Annotated in this window: 14 protein-coding genes; 7 read left to right on the plus strand and 7 right to left on the minus strand. The window is 61.4% G+C overall.

Features of this window, described 5'->3' with window-relative positions; translation table 11 throughout:
• Nucleotides 1–99 precede the first annotated feature (99 nt).
• Both AC3IT9_RS15775 and AC3IT9_RS15780 read right to left on the minus strand, forming a co-directional pair.
• Nucleotides 100–2,211 carry a hybrid sensor histidine kinase/response regulator gene (locus AC3IT9_RS15775; RefSeq protein WP_353740849.1) on the minus strand — a complete coding sequence of 704 codons (2,112 nt, stop codon included), beginning with the start codon at nucleotides 2,209–2,211 and terminating at the stop codon, nucleotides 100–102.
• 266 nt (nucleotides 2,212–2,477) lie between these two features.
• Nucleotides 2,478–3,167 carry a GntR family transcriptional regulator gene (locus AC3IT9_RS15780; protein ID WP_150755745.1) on the minus strand — a complete coding sequence of 230 codons (690 nt, stop codon included), beginning with the start codon at nucleotides 3,165–3,167 and terminating at the stop codon, nucleotides 2,478–2,480.
• 140 nt (nucleotides 3,168–3,307) lie between these two features.
• On the opposite strand from AC3IT9_RS15780, the gene AC3IT9_RS15785 reads away from it, so the two are divergent.
• The 7 genes from AC3IT9_RS15785 (at nucleotide 3,308) to AC3IT9_RS15815 (ending at nucleotide 10,703) form a co-directional block, all read left to right on the plus strand.
• Nucleotides 3,308–4,393: an ABC transporter ATP-binding protein gene (locus AC3IT9_RS15785; protein ID WP_489270317.1), complete on the plus strand. Its 1,086-nt coding sequence runs from the start codon at nucleotides 3,308–3,310 to the stop codon at nucleotides 4,391–4,393.
• A 1-nt stretch (nucleotide 4,394) separates the two neighbouring features.
• Nucleotides 4,395–5,312: an ABC transporter permease gene (locus tag AC3IT9_RS15790; protein ID WP_489270318.1), complete on the plus strand. Its 918-nt coding sequence runs from the start codon at nucleotides 4,395–4,397 to the stop codon at nucleotides 5,310–5,312.
• On the plus strand, nucleotides 5,309–6,097 hold the full coding sequence (locus AC3IT9_RS15795; protein ID WP_057714357.1) for an ABC transporter permease: 789 nt from the start codon (nucleotides 5,309–5,311) through the stop codon (nucleotides 6,095–6,097). The genes AC3IT9_RS15790 and AC3IT9_RS15795 overlap by 4 nt, the downstream gene beginning before the upstream one ends.
• Before the next feature lie 16 nt (nucleotides 6,098–6,113).
• Nucleotides 6,114–7,181: an extracellular solute-binding protein gene (locus AC3IT9_RS15800; RefSeq protein ID WP_489270319.1), complete on the plus strand. Its 1,068-nt coding sequence runs from the start codon at nucleotides 6,114–6,116 to the stop codon at nucleotides 7,179–7,181.
• Between the two features lie 166 nt (nucleotides 7,182–7,347).
• Entirely contained in the window at nucleotides 7,348–8,544 is a 1,197-nt protein-coding gene (locus AC3IT9_RS15805) for an amidohydrolase family protein (RefSeq protein ID WP_489270320.1), read from the plus strand.
• On the plus strand, nucleotides 8,541–10,028 hold the full coding sequence (locus tag AC3IT9_RS15810) for an amidohydrolase family protein (protein ID WP_489270321.1): 1,488 nt from the start codon (nucleotides 8,541–8,543) through the stop codon (nucleotides 10,026–10,028). Before AC3IT9_RS15805 ends, AC3IT9_RS15810 begins: the two co-directional genes overlap by 4 nt.
• A gap of 12 nt (nucleotides 10,029–10,040) precedes the next feature.
• Complete coding sequence (locus AC3IT9_RS15815; RefSeq protein WP_150723605.1) at nucleotides 10,041–10,703, plus strand: flavin reductase family protein; 663 nt, start codon at nucleotides 10,041–10,043, stop codon at nucleotides 10,701–10,703.
• 120 nt (nucleotides 10,704–10,823) lie between these two features.
• Here the strand turns inward: AC3IT9_RS15815 and AC3IT9_RS15820 are convergent, their stop codons facing one another.
• The 5 genes from AC3IT9_RS15820 to AC3IT9_RS15840 form a co-directional block, all read right to left on the minus strand.
• Complete coding sequence (locus AC3IT9_RS15820) at nucleotides 10,824–13,922, minus strand: error-prone DNA polymerase (RefSeq protein WP_489270322.1); 3,099 nt, start codon at nucleotides 13,920–13,922, stop codon at nucleotides 10,824–10,826.
• Nucleotides 13,898–15,313: a Y-family DNA polymerase gene (locus AC3IT9_RS15825; RefSeq protein WP_489270323.1), complete on the minus strand. Its 1,416-nt coding sequence runs from the start codon at nucleotides 15,311–15,313 to the stop codon at nucleotides 13,898–13,900. The genes AC3IT9_RS15820 and AC3IT9_RS15825 overlap by 25 nt, the downstream gene beginning before the upstream one ends.
• 7 nt (nucleotides 15,314–15,320) lie before the next feature.
• Nucleotides 15,321–15,938 carry a translesion DNA synthesis-associated protein ImuA gene (gene imuA / locus AC3IT9_RS15830; protein ID WP_489270324.1) on the minus strand — a complete coding sequence of 206 codons (618 nt, stop codon included), beginning with the start codon at nucleotides 15,936–15,938 and terminating at the stop codon, nucleotides 15,321–15,323.
• Nucleotides 15,938–16,555 (minus strand): transcriptional repressor LexA, encoded by a 618-nt coding sequence (gene lexA / locus AC3IT9_RS15835; protein WP_423504786.1) that lies wholly within the window; start codon nucleotides 16,553–16,555, stop codon nucleotides 15,938–15,940. The genes imuA and lexA overlap by 1 nt, the downstream gene beginning before the upstream one ends.
• A 569-nt stretch (nucleotides 16,556–17,124) precedes the next feature.
• On the minus strand, nucleotides 17,125–17,265 hold the full coding sequence (locus AC3IT9_RS15840; protein ID WP_489270325.1) for a hypothetical protein: 141 nt from the start codon (nucleotides 17,263–17,265) through the stop codon (nucleotides 17,125–17,127).
• Nucleotides 17,266–17,664: the final 399 nt, after the last annotated feature.

The following is a 17,664-nucleotide window of genomic DNA, read 5'->3' on the forward strand; positions in this document are numbered from 1 at the left end:
TGCCCGTTCTGTCGACCACCTGTCAGACCAGCGGTGTCCGTTCGTCGTCCTGTCGCACAGGCGATAAAACCTTTGCCTGCACCGGCACTTCCACTGGTTTCAGCCGTTAAGCACCATGCGCACCATCTGCCTGAGTGCTTCGGGATTGTAGGGTTTGCTCAACAAGTGAGTGTCGGGGCTGAGCTGGTGATTGCGCGAGATGATGTCGCGGGTATGCCCCGAGGTGAACAGCACGGCCACCGGTGGTTCTTGCACTTTCGCCCAGGCCGCCAGGTCCGAACTCTTGATCAGGCCGGGCATGACCACGTCGGTGAATATCAGGTCCACGGTCACCCTTTCCAGCAACATTTGCATGGCGACATCACCGTTGGTCGCCGTCAGAACTTGATAGCCCTCTTCGCGCAACAACTCCACCGCCGACACCCGCACGGCCTCATTGTCTTCGACCACCAGGATGCGTTCGTGCCCGCCCCTTTGCGGCACAACAGGGCCCGGCGTTTCGCTGGGTGCCGCGCGCAAGGTGCGCGGGAAGTACAACTGCACCCGGGTCCCCTGCCCCACGTCGCTGGCGATTTCGATATGACCGCCACTCTGCTTGACGAAGCCAAACACCATGCTCAGGCCCAATCCGGTGCCCTGCCCGTCGGCCTTGGTGGTAAAGAACGGCTCGAATGCCTGGGCCAGCACCTGCGGCGGCATGCCGACGCCGGTATCCGTCACGGAAACCCGCACATAGTCCCCGGCAGCAATGCCCTTGCCGGCGCAAAACTTACGATCGAGGACGATGTTGTCCGCACAAAGATCAATGGTCCCCTCACCCTGCATGGCGTCCCGGGCATTGATCGCCAGGTTGAGAATGGCGTTTTCCAGTTGATTGCGATCGACAAACACATTCCAGGAATCTTCAGGCGCTGCCATGTGCACCTGAAGGGTTTCCCCCAAGGCACGCTGCAACAGTTCCGCCAGGCCATCGAAAATCTGCCGCAACGTGAAGACCGCGGGCGACAACGGTTGGCGACGGGCGAATGCAAGCAGTTGCGAGGACAGTTTGGCACCGCGCTCGACCGCGGCAATCGACGCCGATACCCGGCGCTGCACATTGGGGTTATTCGGCTCATGGCGTGCCAACAGGTGCAGGTTGCCAGCGATCACCTGCAACAGGTTGTTGAAGTCATGGGCCACACCGCCGGTGAGGCCACCGATGGCTTCGAGTTTCTGTGACTGGCGCAGTTGTTCTTCCGCCGCCAGCCTTGCCTCGACCTCATCGGCCACCCGCTGCTCCAGGTTGCGGGTGAACTTGAGCAGGGATTCTTCGGCGATCTTGCGTTCGTGAATATCGATCAGCACGCCGGGGAAACGAAATGCCTCGCCTTGCTCATCGAATTCGCAGCAACCGCTGGCGAGCACCCAGAAGTAACTGCCGTCGGGGCGCTGGATCCGGTACTCGACGTTGTAGGGTTCGCCAGTCTCGACCGCCAGCGTGGCCCGTTCCTGAACCCAGCTACGGTCGTCCGGATGGATCCGCCCTTCGACGATCTCCTGAGACAGGTTGCCCAAGTCTTGCCCGGGTGGATAAGAGAACGTGCGAGCGAATCGCTCATCACCCGACAGCACGTTGGTCTTGATGTCCCAGACAAAGGAACCGAGCAAGGCACCGGCGTTCAATGCCAGGCGTACCCGCTCGTTATCCGCACGATAAGCGTCTTCAGCCACTTGTCGGCGTTGCTCGGATATCACCCGCTCCGTGGTTTCCACCACCATGGACATGACCCCGGCGGGACGTCCGTCATCGTCAGCCACCGGGCTGTAGTAAAGGTCCATCCAGACATCTTCCGGAACCCCGTCACGCAGCAGCTCCAGTTCTTTGTTGCGATAGGACAAGGTGCCGCCCGCCAGGCAGGTGTCGACCACGTGGCGATTGAATTCGGCGACCTCCGGCCAACCCAGTTCTACAGAGGAGCCGAGCAGATATGGATGACGCCCACCGGCAAACTTCGAATAAGCGTCGTTATAGATCATGTACCCGGACTGGCCCCAGAGCATCACCATCGGCAGCGGAGACGCGAGCATCAACTGCACCGCGCTGCTCAGGCTCCTGGACCATGAATCGAGCGGACCAAGCTCGGTCAGGCTCCAGTCGAACGCACGAATGCGCCCGGCCATTTCGCCGTTCCACCCGGAGCACCCGTGGCTATCCTCTAGAAACTGCATCGGCTGGCTCTATCCCGGTAAGTTGCGCCCGTTTGTTTCGAGCATCCTGCACGCTATTCGTTTCATAGAGGTATAGCTGATTCTGAGGCTTCCTTGTCGAGCCGGGAATCAGTGGCCAGTAGAGATTCCCTGTGGGAGCGGGCTTGCTCGCGAAGGCGGTGTGTCATTCACCACATTCGTCTGCTGATACACCGCTTTCGCGAGCAAGTCGGATCGCCGCACCGCCGCTCCCACTTTTTGATCTTCAGTGTCCAGGAAACTGCAACCTACACCTCAATCAGATGCTTGAGCGGGTTGTAACTGCTTTTCAGCGTGGCCGCGACATCCAGAATGGCCTTCTCGATGCCATTCAAATGCATGCAGGTCAGCTCGATGGCCGCACTCTGGTTCCCCGCCTCGATGTACTCGATCAACCGCAGGTGTTCGTCGTCGCGGCAGACCTCGTGGCTGTCGTCATCCAGCGCTGCGGCATACAACGATGCCCGGGAAATCAGCTTCTGGAACCAGTCGAGCAGCACCGGGTTGTTCAGGCTGCGGGCCAGTTTGATGTGGAACTCGCCGAGCAGGTGAATCAGTCGTTCGTGATCACCGCTCTGATGCGCTTCATCTTCCAGCAGCAAGTGATCGCGCAGGTCCTGGGTCACCGCCGTATCACGACGGCGGCACAGTTCGCTGACGATACCGATCTCGATCAGACGCCGGGTTTCGAACAGCGAACGGATCTCTTCGTCACTGGGCAACGACACCGACGCACCTTTATTGGGCTCGGTGGTGACCAGTCCGTCGGCCTCCAATTGCTTGAGCGCGGCCCGGACAGACGTGCGGCTGACATTGAACAGCTCGGCCAAAGAGGCTTCGCCAAGCTTCATGCCCGGACGCAACGAGCGTTTGCTGATCGCCTCGTAAACCCCTTGGTAGACGCGGTCGACCGTGGTTTCCAGTTTCTTTTCCGTCATTCATCAACTCCTGGCGCCCTGTGCAACCGACCCTGGCGAATGAACAGCCATTGAAAAAGGGGCTTGCACGGGCAGATTAATCCGGGTATTTCTAAATTGCATCCAGATTTTGCATACAATAATTAAAGGAATGCACCATAATGGGTCACCCAACAGCAATCGAAGTGCGAAACGTCTCAAAGCGATATTCCGACGATCCGGGACTGACGCCAGCCCTGGACAACGTCTCGGTCGACATCGCCGACAACGAATTTTTCACCCTGCTCGGCCCTTCCGGCTGCGGCAAAACCACCCTGTTGCGCACCATCGCCGGCTTCGAGCATGTCAGCGACGGTGAGATCCGCCTTGCGGGCGAGCCGGTCAACGATTTGCCGCCGTTCAAACGTCGGGTCAACACGGTGTTCCAGAGTTACGCGTTGTTTCCGCACATGAGTGTTGCGCAGAATATCGCCTTCGGCCTCGAGATGCAGGGCCTTGATCGCAAACTGATCCCGCAGCGTGTCAATGAGATGCTCGCGCTGGTGCAAATGCAGCACCTAGCCAAGCGCAAACCGGCCGAACTGTCCGGCGGCCAACAGCAACGGGTGGCTCTGGCCCGGGCCCTGGCGCCAAAACCCAAAGTGTTGCTGCTCGACGAACCGCTGTCGGCCCTGGACCTCAAGTTGCGCAAGGAAATGCAGGTCGAACTCAAGCGCGTGCAGAAAGAAGCCGGGATCACCTTCATTTTCGTCACCCACGATCAGGAAGAAGCCCTGACCCTGTCCGATCGCATCGCCGTGATGTCCGCCGGCAAGATCCTGCAAATCGGCACGCCCAATGAAATCTACGAGCGTCCGCAGCATCAGTTCGTCGCGCAGTTCATCGGCGACATCAACTTCCTTCCCGGTCATATCAAACGTGGCCAACAGAACGAAAAGCTCTTCGTGCCCAACGGCATGCCCGTGGAAATCCCCTGCCCGGCCCAGGGCTTTGACGGCAGCAAGGTGCAACTGGCGTTCCGCCCCGAGCGCTCGCAACTGGTCGAACCGACACAGCCGCATCACCTGCGCGGCGTGATCGAAGCCGTGCTGTATGTCGGCACGGCCACGCTCTATCAATGCCGCCTGAACAACGACATCAAGGTCATGCTGCGCGAGAACAACGAAGGCCTGAACCACGGGCGGGTGGTGGGCGATCGTGTCGCGGTCAACCTGCCGCCCCACGCCTGCCTGTTGATGGAGGCCTGAGATGAGCGTCAGCAGCACTTCCCCAGCCCTCAACCGTGTGCTGTTGCTCAGCCCGGTGGTCCTGACCCTGCTGGCCCTGATCGCCATTCCGCTGGGCATCATGGGCTACATCAGCCTGTTGCCGCGCAACGTCTATGGCGGCGTCGACTGGCAGGCCGACTGGCAATTGCAAAGCTACGTGCAGCTGTTTTTCCAGGAAGGTTTTGATGGCGAACTGGAGCTCAACTGGGTCTACGCCCAGGCGCTGCTGCGTTCGGTGTTCCAGGCCGGTGGCACCACGGTCCTGTGCTTCCTGTTCGGTTTTCCGGTGGCGTTGTGGATGTCGAGCCTGACACCACGTCGGCGCAACCTGATGGTATTGCTGATCACCATCCCGTTCTGGACCAACCTGCTGATCCGCAACTACGCGTGGCTGATCATCCTGCGCGAACACGGCTGGGTCGCCCAGAGCCTCAACGCGCTGTTCCCCCAGGCCGGTGGCATCACCCTGCTCTACAACGACTTCGCGGTCAGCGTCGGCCTGGTCTACAGCTTCCTGCCATTCATGATTTTGCCGATCTACTCGACCCTGGAAAAACTCGACTGGCGCCTGGTGGAAGCCGCCTACGACCTGGGCGCCAACCGCTGGCACGCATTGCGCCGGATCATCCTGCCGCTGTCGATGCCGGGGGTGATTGCCGGAGCCTTGCTGGTGTTCGTGCCAAGCCTGGGTGCCTTCATTACCCCGGCAATCCTCGGCGGCGGCAAGACCTTGATGATCGGCAACCTGATCCAGCAGCAGTTCGGCACCGCGCGCAACTGGCCGCTGGGCAGCTCGCTGTCGTTCCTGTTGCTGGGAATCATGTTGCTGTCCCTGGTGCTCTACGCCCTCTATAGCCGCAATGCCGCCAAGACCCAACGCCCAGGAGCCCAAGCATGATCGCCCTGCACCTGAAGAAACTGCCGCTGACCCGTGAAGTCAGCCTGTTGATGCTGGCCTATCTGTACCTGCCGATCTTTGTATTGATCGCCTACAGCTTCAACGCCAACCGCTCGGCGACGGTGTGGACCGAGTTCTCATTCGACTGGTATGGACGCATCCTGGCCAACCCGTCGATCCAGACGGCGGCGCTGAACTCGATCATCGTCGCCAGCATCGCCACGGTGTGCGCCACGGCGATTGCCCTGCTCGCGGCGCTGGCGACTTACCGGCCGTTCTACGGGCAGAAAATGGTCGAGGGCGGGATCAACCTGCCGTTGATCCTGCCGGAGATCGTCACCGCCGTGGCCACCCTGCTGCTGTTCATGGCGCTGGGGATCAAGCTAGGTCTGCTGACGGTGATCGTCGCGCACATCGGCTTCTGCATTCCCTTCGCTTACCTGCCGATTCGTGCGCGGCTCAATGACCTGGACAAGAGCCTGCTGGAAGCGGCGAACGACCTGTACGCCAACCCGTGGCAGGTATTTCGCCGGGTGACCTTGCCGCTGCTGTGGCCGGCGGTGCTGTCCGGTTCGGTGCTGGCGTTCGTGGTCAGCCTCGACGATTTCATCATGACCTTCTTCGTCGCCGGCCCCGGCTCGACGACCCTGCCGGTGTACATCTTCTCGGCGATCAAGGCCGGCGTGACACCGGAGATCAATGCGATTTCAACGCTGATGCTGGTGATTTCCATCGTGCTGGTGGTGCTGGCCTTCTGGCTGGGACAGCGCGGCAAACAACAATAAGCCTGGAGACTTCTATATGAGCAAGAAAGTGAAAAGCATGCGTTTCGCCGTTGCCGGCCTGGCCTTGAGTTGCTTCACCGCACTCACTGCGTTCGGCGCCCAGGCCGCCGAGCCCAAGGAACTGTTCTTCTACAACTGGACCGACTACTACCCGGTCGAGCTGTTGGCCAAGTTCGAAAAGGAGACCGGGATCAAGGTCACCATGGACGGCTACGACAGCAACGAAACCCTGCTGGCCAAGCTGCAGGCCGGCGGTGCGGCGTATGACGTGATCGTGCCGTCGCAATCGATCATGCGCACCCTGATCAACCAGGACCTGCTGCTGGAAATCGACGCCTCGGCCCTGCCCAACTTCCAGTACGTCAAACCGGCGTTCCGCGACCCGAGCTTCGACCCGGGCCGCAAGTTCTCGGCACCGTACCTGTGGGGCACTACCGGGTTCTCCTATGACAGCGCCCGAGTGCCCGGCGGCAAGCTCGACGACTCGTGGAAAGAGTTCTTCGAGCCACGCAAGGAACTACAAGGCCAGCTCGCCGCCCTCGACACCTCCAGCAGCGTGATCAACGCCGCCAGTCATTACCTGAATGTCGACGAGTGCAGCGAAAACCCCCAGGACGCCAAGCGCATCCTCGAACTGCTGCAAAAACAGAAACCCTTCCTGAAGATGTACAGCTCGGACAACACCGTCGACCGCATGGCCTCCGGTGAAGTGATCATGATGCAGAACTGGAACGGTTCTACAGCGCGGGCCACCTTGCAGAAGAGCACCATCAAGTACGTGTATCCGAAGGAAGGCCTGGCGATGTTCCAGGACAACTTCGCCGTGCCGAAAAGCGCACCGCACCCCGGCAACGCGAAGACCTTCATCGACTGGATGATGAAACCGGAAAACGCCGCCGCCGTCTCCAACGCCATCGCCTACGACAACGGCATCCAGAGCGACAAGCTGATCGATGCCAAATGGCGAGTGATGGACGCCATCAACATGCCCGACGAATTCGCCTCGCGCCTGCGTCCGGAAAAGGAATGCAGCAACAAGGCGCGGGAGCTGCAGGACCGGATCTGGGCCAAGCTCAAGGGCTGATTGTTCGACTTGAAACCGCGGTGCGGCCATCGCAGGCAAGCCAGCTCCCACAGTGATTTGTGTGGATCACACATTTTGTGAACACCTCGAAACCCTGTGGGAGCGAGCTTGCTCGCGATGAGGCCCGCCCGAACACCGCTGATTAAAAGACCTGAATGAGGTTTGTATGACCCAACCCCGCTGGCTACGCAACGTGCGCCCCTACGGCGCCCCTGCCGAAGACCTGCTGATCGAAAACGGTCGGTTCGCCCAACGCCGCCCGGCCTCGACCACCGAACTGCTGGCTACCGACATCGACGGCCAGAACCAGTTGCTCACCCCCGCCCTGGTGGAAAGCCACGTGCACCTGGACAAAACCCTCTGGGGCCAACCCTGGCGCCCCAACAGCGCCGGCCCGACCCTCAAGGACTACATCGCCAACGAACGGCGCATCCTGCGCGAAGTCACCACACCGATTGCGCAACGGGCCGGTTCCCTGCTGGAAAACTGCATCGCCCGTGGCTCGCTGACCATGCGTTGCCATGTCGACATCGACCCGGAATTCGGCCTGCGGCATGTCGAGGCCATGCAACAACTGCGTGAAGACTACCGCGACCTGATCGACCTGCAACTGGTGGTGTTCCCGCAGACGGGTTTGATCAGTCGCCCCGGCACCGCCGAGCTGATGCGCGAAGCCATGGCCCTGGGCGTGGAGAACGTCGGTGGCCTGGACCCGTGCGGTATCGACAACGACCCCATCGCACAACTGAATTTCGTCTTCAATCTGGCCAGCGAGTTCGATCGTGGCGTCGACATTCACCTGCACGACAAGGGTGAGCTGGGTCTGTGGCAGATCGCTCTGATCGCCGACTACACCGAGCGTTTCAGCCGCCAGGGCCGGGTGATGATCAGCCATGCGTACTGCCTGGGGATGTTGCCGTGGAGCCAGGTCAAACCGGTGGCCGAACGCCTGGCGACGCTGGGTATTTCGCTGATGAGTTCGGCCCCGGCCGATTGTGCGGTGCCGCCGTTCCTGGCCCTGCGCGAAACCGGCGTGAATGTGTGTCTGGGCTCGGACGGCATTCGTGATGCCTGGTCGCCCATGGGCAACGGCGACATGCTGGAGCGGGCGATGCTGCTGGCGTTCCGTTTCGATTTGAACAAGGACGAAGAACTCGCGGCAGCGTTCGAGGCCGCAACCGTCAACGGCGCCCAGGCGCTGGGTTGCGAAGCCAATCGCCTGGAGATCGGCCAGCCCGCAGACTTCCTGTTGATGCCGGTACAAACACTGGGTGAGGCGGTGGTTTCGCGGCCGTTGCGTCAGGTCTATCGCGCGGGCCGGTTGATTGCTGCGGGTGGTCGCTTGCTGGACAGCCGTTTGTGAAGCGCATCGGCTTGCGGGCCAGTTGCGTGGTCGGCTTCGACGGCACCCAGCATGTGCTGTGGCGCGATGGCGAAGTGGTGTTCGCAGGTTCACGCATCGAGTTTGTCGGACGCGGTTATACGGGGCCGGTGGATCAATGGATTGATTACGGCAACACGCTGATCGGCCCCGGCTTCATCGATCTGGATGCCTTGGGCGATCTCGATTCCACGGTGCTGACCCTGGACAACGGCGACGAGCGCGACATGGGCCGGATATGGTCAGCGCAGTATCTGGCGCGTGGATCGCGGGAAAGCTACAGCCCCGAAGAAGAAATCTTCAAATACCGCTACGCCTTCACCCAACTGATTCGCAACGGCATCACCACGGCCATGCCGATCACTTCGATGTATTACCGCGAGTGGGCCGAGACCTACGACGAATTTGCGGCGGTGGCAGGCGTGGCGGCCGAACTGGGGCTGCGCACTTACCTCGGCCCTTGCTACATGAGCGGCATGAGCTACTGGCAGGCCGATGGAACCCTGGCGCACCACTGGGACGAAGGCCGGGGCATGGCCGGGCTCGATGCCGCCGAACGGTTTTTCCGGGATTTCGATGGCGTGAACAACGGCCTGATTCGCGGCGCGCTGCTGCCCGATCGCATCCAGACCTGCACCCCGGCGCTGCTGCAACGCACCGCCGCGCTGAGCCGGGAACTGAGCGCACCGATGCGCTTGCACTGCTGCCAGGGCCTCGGCGAGGTCGCGATGGTCGAGCAACTGCGCGGCACCTCGCCACTGGGCTGGCTGCAGCAGCTTGGGCTTTTGACCCCGCGCAGTCTGCTGCCCCATGGCATCTACACCCGAGGCGATGACGACCTGCAACGCGTGATCGATGGCGGCGCAAGCCTGGTGCATTGCCCGGTGGTGTTCGCCCGGGACGGCGAGGCGCTGAATTCGTTTGGGCGCTATCTGGCCAAGGGCATCAACTTCGCCCTGGGCACCGACACCTGGCCGGCGGACTTGCTGGACAACATGCGCCAGGGCTTGAACATCGCTCGATTGATGGAGGGTGGCAACGAGCTGACCAGCACGCAGGACCTGTACAACGCCGCGACCCTCGGCGGCGCCAAGGCACTGGGCCGCGACGATCTCGGCCGCCTGGCGCCCGGGGCCAAGGCCGACATCACCGTATTCAACCTGCGCGGGATGCACCTGGGACCGCTATTCGATCCGCTGAAAAATCTGGTGCTGGCCGGCCGCGGTGACGACTGCATCGCCAGCTATATCGACGGCCGCTGCGTGATGCAGGACGGCCAGGTCGAGGGCGTCGACTACCCCGCCCTGCAACGCCAGGCCCAACGCCAATTCGAAAAACTGATGCGCAGCCACAGCGACCGGGCCTTTGGCCAACCGGACTGGAAAAGCCTGTTCCAGCCAGCCATCCCGTTCGCCGACGACTACAGCGCCCACACGCCACTGAGCGCGATTGATCCACTCCTCTAGAGATTTCTGCCCATGCAAAGCTTCGACTTCAGCACATTGAGCCCACGGGACAAATACAAGATTCTGATCGGCAGCGTCGTGCCACGGCCGATTGCCCTGGTCACCACCGTCGACGGCGAAGGCCGGATCAACGCCGCGCCGTTCAGCTTCTTCAATGCGCTGTCGGCCGATCCGCCCATCCTCGCCCTGGGCGTGGAAAACTACGGCGATCAAAGCCCCAAGGACACCACACGCAACATTCAGCTCAATCAGGAATTCACCGTGAACATCGTCAGCGATGCGCTGGTGGAAGCCATGAACGTCTGCGCCGTGCCCTTCGCCCCCGGTTTCGATGAACTGACCGCCGCCGGCCTCACCGCCATCCCCGGCACCACGGTCAAATGCCCACGCATCGGCGAAGCCCCGGTGGCGCTGGAGTGCCGGCGGATGATGGCCCTGTCCATCGGCCAATCCCGGGAGATCATCTTTGGTGAAGTGCTGATGGCCCATGTGCGTGACGAACTGATCGATCCAAAAACCCTGTACATCGATCAGTTGGGGCTGGATGCGATCGGACGCATGGGTGGGCATGGCTATGCACGCACGCGGGATTACTTCGACTTGCCGACGCGTTCGTTGCAGGCCTGGACGGATGCGCCGGGGGGTGGGGAGCGGTTTTGGCCGATTGCTAAGTAAACCGCGGCTGCACAAAACCTGTGGGAGCGGGCTTGCCCGCGAAGGCGTCGGCACATTCAATATTAATGTGTCTGATACACCGCTATCGCGAGCAAGCTCGCTCCCACAGGTTTTGCGGTATTAGTGAAAATCCCGGCTACGCACAGTAATGCCATCCAACAACGAACTCAGATCACTCAAACGCCCGGCTATCAGATGCCGCACCTCCCCCTCCTTCTCCCAACGCCCATCGACCTTGAGCAATTGCGAGCCGACCAACACCTGGCGCTGCCGCTCGGCCAGGTCGCGCCAGACCACCACGTTGACGTTGCCGAACTCGTCCTCAAGGGTGACGAAGGTCACGCCGCTGGCGGTGGCCGGGCGTTGTCGGCCGGTGACCAGCCCGGCGATGCTGACCGGCCGCCCGTGCTCGACGTCCAGCAACTCCTTCGAACTGCGACAGCGCCGCGCCTTCAACTCACCGCGCAACAGGGCCAACGGATGCGGCCCGAGGGTGGTGCCGACACTGGCGTAATCGGCTTGCAGGTCCTCGCCCACGGTGGGTCTGGGTAATGACACCGCGTCCTCCTCCTGGCTCGGCAGGCCGGCGAACAACCCCAGCTGCTTTTGTACCCCGGCCACTTCCCAGCGTGCCCGATGCCGGTCGCCGGCCAGGCCACGCAACGCGCCGGCATCGGCCAGTTGCTCCTGAGCGCGGGCATCGAGTCGCGCCCGCTCGCCGAGGTCGGCGATGTCGGCAAACGCGCCTTTGGAGCGTGCTGTCTCGATGCGCCGGGCATCGTCCTCGCGAAAACCCTTGATCATGCGCAGCCCCAAGCGAATCGCCGGTTGCGCACCGGCGATCGGCTCCAGGCTGCAACCCCAGTCACTGGCGCGTACGTCCACCGGGCGAACCTGCAAATGATGACGCCGAGCGTCCTGCAGAATCTGGTCCGGGCTGTAGAACCCCATCGGCCAACTGTTGATCAGCGCACAGGCGAAGGCCGCCGGCTCGTGGCATTTCAACCAGCAACTGGCGTAGGTCAGCAAGGCAAAACTGGCCGCGTGGGACTCGGGAAAACCGTAGCTGCCAAAGCCCTTGATCTGCTCGAAGATCTGCGCGGCGAATTCGGCGGTGTAGCCGTTTTTCTTCATCCCGGCGGCCAGCCGTTCCTTGTGCGGTTCGAGCCCGCCGTGGCGTTTCCAGGCGGCCATGGAGCGGCGTAGCTGGTCGGCCTCGCCGGGGCTGTAGTCGGCGGCGACGATGGCGATCTGCATCACCTGTTCCTGAAACAGCGGCACGCCGAGGGTGCGCTTGAGTACCACTTCCAGCTCCGGTGACGGATAGGCCTCCGGTTCTTCCTTGTTCCGTCGCCGCAGGTACGGATGCACCATGCCGCCCTGGATCGGCCCCGGCCGAACGATGGCGACCTCGATCACCAGATCGTAAAACGTCTTCGGCCTGAGCCTCGGCAGCATCGACATCTGCGCCCGGGACTCGATCTGGAACACGCCGATGGTGTCGGCCCGACCGATCATTTCGTAGGTGGCTGCGTCTTCGGACGGGATGGTCGCCAGGCTCAGGTCCAGGCCCCGGTGCCGACGCAGCAGATCGAAACATCGGCGAATCGCGCTGAGCATGCCCAGCGCCAGGATATCGACCTTGAGCAAACCGACCGCGTCGAGGTCATCCTTGTCCCACTGGATGATGGTGCGCTCGGCCATGGCGGCATTTTCCACCGGCACCAGACTGTCCAGCGGCTGCTCGGAAATCACGAAACCGCCGGGGTGCTGGGACAAATGCCGGGGGAAGCCGATCAACTGCCCCGTCAGGCTCAGCACCCGGTGCAGCACTGGGCTTTCGGGGTCGAACCCGCCCTCGCGCAGACGCTCCACGGGCGGTGTTTCATCGCTCCAGTGACCGCAGCAATCGGCCAGGGCGTTGATCTGGTCCGGCGGCAGACCCAAGGCCTTGGCCACATCGCGCACCGCACCGGCCGCATGGTAAGTGCTGACCACCGCCGTCAATGCGGCCCGGGCCCGACCATAGCGCTGGAACACGTACTGCAAGACTTCTTCGCGGCGTTCATGTTCGAAATCGACATCGATGTCCGGCGGCTCGTTTCGCTCTTTGGACAGAAAACGCTCGAACAGCAACGTGGTGCGATCCGGATCGATTTCGGTGATGCCCAGGGCAAAACACACCGCCGAGTTGGCGGCAGAACCACGCCCCTGACAAAGAATCTGTTGCTGGCGGGCAAAGCGGACGATGTCGTGGACTGTCAGGAAATAGCTTTCATAGCCCAGCTCCGCGATCAGTTGCAGCTCCTTGTCGATCTGCACCAGCACTTCGCTTTTCGGCCCTTTTGGCCAGCGCCACTCGATGCCTTCCTCGGTCAAATGACGCAGCCACGAGGTCGCCGAGTGCCCTTGCGGCACCAGTTCGCGGGGGTACTGGTAACGCAACTGACCAAGATCAAAGGTGCAGCGCCGGGCGATGTTCAGCGTTTCTGCCAGCAAGTCGGGCGGATAAAGCGCCTGCAGCACGTCGAGGCTGCGCAGATGGCGTTCGCCGTTGGGATGCAGGCGCAACCCGGCATCGGCCACCGGCAGGTGATGACGGATCGCGGTCATGGTGTCCTGCAAGGCGCGCCGGCCGCGAGCGTGCATGTGCACATCGCCACTGGCCACGGCCGCAATGCGCAACTCCCTGGCCAGGGTCAGCAGATCGTTCAGGCGCCGGGCATCGTCCTGACCGCAGTGCAACTGCACCGCCAGCCACAGGCGCTCGGCGAAGACCTGTTTGAGCCAGCGGCCCTGTTCAAAGGCATCGACAGCGTCCGGCACCCACAACGCCAGCAATCCCGGCAACGGTTCGCTGAAGTCTTCGCGCAGCACCTGATACTGGCCTTTCTGCGTGCGGCGCCGGGCGCGGGTGATCAATCGGCACAGCGCCTGATAGCCCTCGAGGCTCTCCACCAGCAGCACCAGTTTCGGACCGTTGTCGATGCGTATTTCACTGCCGATGATCAGCGGCAACTCCACGGACTTCGCTGCTTGCCAGGCGCGAACGATGCCCGCCAGGGTGCATTCGTCGGTGATCGCCAGGGCTTGATAACCCTGCTTTTTCGCGCGCTGGAACAGCTCGAGGGCACTGGAGGCACCGCGCTGGAAGCTGAAGTTCGACAGGCAGTGCAATTCGGCATAGTCGCTGCTCATGCGAACCAGCCCTGCAACCACAGCGGGCTGTCCTCACCGACCGCCCGGTAGGCCCAGCCCTGTTGGCCGGCACGGGTTTCGATCAGGTAATAGTCACGGCGTACGTCATCGCCGTCCCACCAGCCGGACTCGATACGCTCCGGCCCCATGAGGATGCGCGCCGAGCCCTGATGCACGGCCAGCGGTTCAGTCAGCAGCCAGCCCGGCCGTTTCACCGCGGCCGGCGCCGCGCAGGGCTGGCTGTCGGCACTGGCCTGCCACGCGCACTCGGGGCGGTGATCGGCCTGGAAGCGCAAGCCATGCACCGCATCATCCCCCAGCCGTGCACGCAGGCGTTCGCGCAGTTGTTCCCAGGGCAAGGACTGCTGCGGGCGATCGTCGAACAGTTCCTGATGCTGGGGCACGAAGGTCGGTAAATCCTCGGCACGCAGGCGAAAGCCGCGCACCGGCGCCTCGACCTGAACCTGCTCCAGCCGCCCCCGGGCCAGTTCGAAGAGCATCGCCGCATCCCGCTCGGCGCTGAGCAGGCCGACCTTGATGAGCGTGTCCGGCAACCCGGCGTGCTCCAGATGCAGGTCGAAACGCTGTACGCCGCTGTCGCGACCGCTGAGGAATGCCGACAGGTCGCCGGTCAACCGGCGCAACGGAAACAGCAAGGCTTGGTGAGACTGCACATCGAAATTGAGCTCGATACGCACATCAAAGCGATCCGGCGGCAGGTAGAACGCCAGCGCCAGCCGCCGCAAACCCGAGAGGGCATCCAGATGCTTGAGCACCTGGGCCTCGAAACGCCGGGCCAGGCTATGCCGGGGCAGCGCCTGCACCTGGCTCAAGGTGCGCAGGCCCATGCGCGACAAGGCCGTGGCGACCGGTGCTTCCAAGCCGATCCGGTCAACGGGCATTTGCCCCAGGTGATGCTGCAAGGCCTGATCGTCCGGGACCACCAGACCGTCATAGGCGTTGGCCAGCACCCGCGCCGCCACCGGGTTGGGCGCGGCCACGATGCGGTGCCGAAACCCCAGTTCGCCGAGCTCACGGCGCAAAAGCGCTTCGAATTGCGGCCAGGCGCCGAACAAGCCGAGGCTGGACTCGATCTCGAACACCACGGCCCGGGGGTAATGCACGCTGACCTGGGAACTGAAGCGATAGGCCCAGGCAGCGAGAAACTGCTGCCAGTGTTCGATTTCAGCGGCGTCGTATTCGGCCGTGACAAAGCCTTTGCTCAAGGCCTGTGCCGCGCTCATGGACTGGCCGGGACGCAAGCCCAGCGCCCGTGCCGCACCGTTGACGGCCTGCAGCACCCGGCGCTGGGCCGGGCCGGTCAGCAGCGCCAGGGGTTCATCGGGATCGGCGCGCTGACGCAGTACTGCGTCCAGCGCCAATTGCGGGAAAAGAATACAGACCCAGCGCATGGCAACCTCAATGCCCCACGGTGAAGGCAATCGGCGCCGAACGGGCCAGGCCGCCGCGGCACTTGAGCACGCGCAGTTGTGCCGGTCGGGCATCGATGGCAATGCGCAGGGCCGCTGGCGAAGGGTTGATCGCTTCACCGAGGGGACGATAGGCGAAGGCCAGGGTCTGGCCGGTTTCCGCCGCCACCTGCAAGCGGCGCAAGGCGCGGTCATCGGCCTTGTGTGGCCAGCACAGCACCGCGCCGCAACTGCCCGAACGCAGGCATTGTTCCGCGGCCCACAGCGCATCGCGCTCGCTGGCCTGAATGATCGACAACTGACGCAGATCGACCCCGGCGCCCTGCCACGCCTGGGGGTACGGCACATAAGGCGGCGCCACCAGCACGATGCGCTCGCCCGCCGCCGACAGCCGTGCCAGGGTCGGCCACACCAGTTGCAACTCGCCCACGCCCTGCCCGGCCAACAGAATTTCCGTCAACGCAGCCTCCGGCCAGCCACCGCTGGGCAATGCGGCGTCCAGCGCGGCATACCCAGTGGGTTGCGGGCTGGCGGCCGGTGGCGCAGGCCGGCCCTTCCAGACCTGGCCGCCATTGAACAGCGTATCCAGCGCAACGACGGCACCCATCAGCCTTGCCTCACCAGGCCACAGAACACGCCTTCGATGGCCAGGTCCTGGTCGGCCTCGACAATGATCGGCTGGTAGGCCGGGTTGCGTGGCAGCAGGCGAACCCCATCGCCGACCCGCTCGAAGCGCTTGATGGTGACTTCGCCGTCGAGTCGCGCCACGACGATCTGGCCATTAACGGCCTCGGGGCTGCGGTGCACACCCACCAGATCGCCGTCGAGAATGCCGTCCTCGATCATCGAATCACCCCGCACCCGCAACATGTAGTCCGGCACCCGCGAGAAGATCGACGGATCGAGCAGCAAGCGACTGTGCACCTCGGCATCGGCACCGATGGGCGCACCGGCCGCCACCCGGCCGAGCACCGGGATGTCCAGCAACTCCGGACGCGGCGGCTGCCCGAGCAGGCGAATGCCCCGGGCCTGATTCGGGTTGACCTCGATAAACCCGGCTTCGGTCAGCGCCAGCACATGCTTGCGCGCCACGCTGCGGGAGGCAAAACCGAACGCCTCGCTGATCTCGGCGAGGCTCGGAGGCTGACCGTGCTCGGCGATGCGATCGCGGATGAAGGTCAGGATGGCGGTACGGCGGGGAGTCAGAGTCGTCATGGAGTACATTTGTACTCTTTTGGCTTTTTCCTGGCAAGGACTTGTAGGAGCTGTCGAGTGAAACGAGGCTGCGATCTCTTGAGACCAGAGCAAAAAGATCGCAGCCTGCGGCAGCTCCTACAGGAGGCCGGTTCAAACGTAACGTCCAGCGCTCCTTACTCGAACAAAACGGGCGATCAAAAAAACAAGGTCTACCGTTCGTCGCCTTTCTAAAAAAATTAGCATTTAAAGAAAATAAAAATTCATAAAAAAGTACGAAACGCACATTTACTCCTACAGAAATATTCTACTTAACATAGCAAGACCATTTCTGCTTACCGAAAACTAAAACACAGTTTCAAAAAGGAATTTCACAGTTCCACGCCAGAAACTAGCCACACTAGAACCGAGCCAAACCACTAAAGCGCCTAACATCACGTAGGGCGCATCTTAAAATCTTATAGGAAAAGTCTTACAACACAAAAAACCTCGCTTGCATCCAACACTAAAATCAACTAATTCTTGCAACACCTCCTAATATCAAGCGACAAACCACACGAGCAAAATGAAAAATAACAAACCTAGAAGACACCATTCAATTAACGAAAGAAAAGAAGCAACGACTCCACCCCCACAGAGAAATCAATCATGCCTAAAAATATTTGGCCCAGAGTTTCTTCCCTTGCATCCATATTTATCAAAGAACAATTAAAAGAACCCATCGCTTTTTTCTGGATCATGATATCACCTTGTGCGATGTTCTATTTTCTTGCAACAACCAGGCAAGACCCCAACTATTTTTCGAGCGACTACATAACTATTTCAGCATGGTTTTATGCCTACATATCTTCAAGTGTCGCATTATTCGGATTCGCCTTTTACATAATAGGAAGAAGGGAAAGCAGATTCACCCGATCATTTATTTACTCCAGGGAATCGAAACTGATTTTTCTTTTATCGCACTTCATTGCCTACTCGTTAATATCGATATCTTATTGCGCAACCTTTTACTTAACGACCAAATTCCCATTTGGAAACTATGCCCTCAATGAATTACTGAATATCGCACTACGCTTTTACATCTGCTTTATCATGTTTTGCACTTTTGGGGCTGCATTTTCATTGCTGCCGATCAACTT

This window comes from Pseudomonas sp. KH_046_1 (assembly GCF_057839025.1).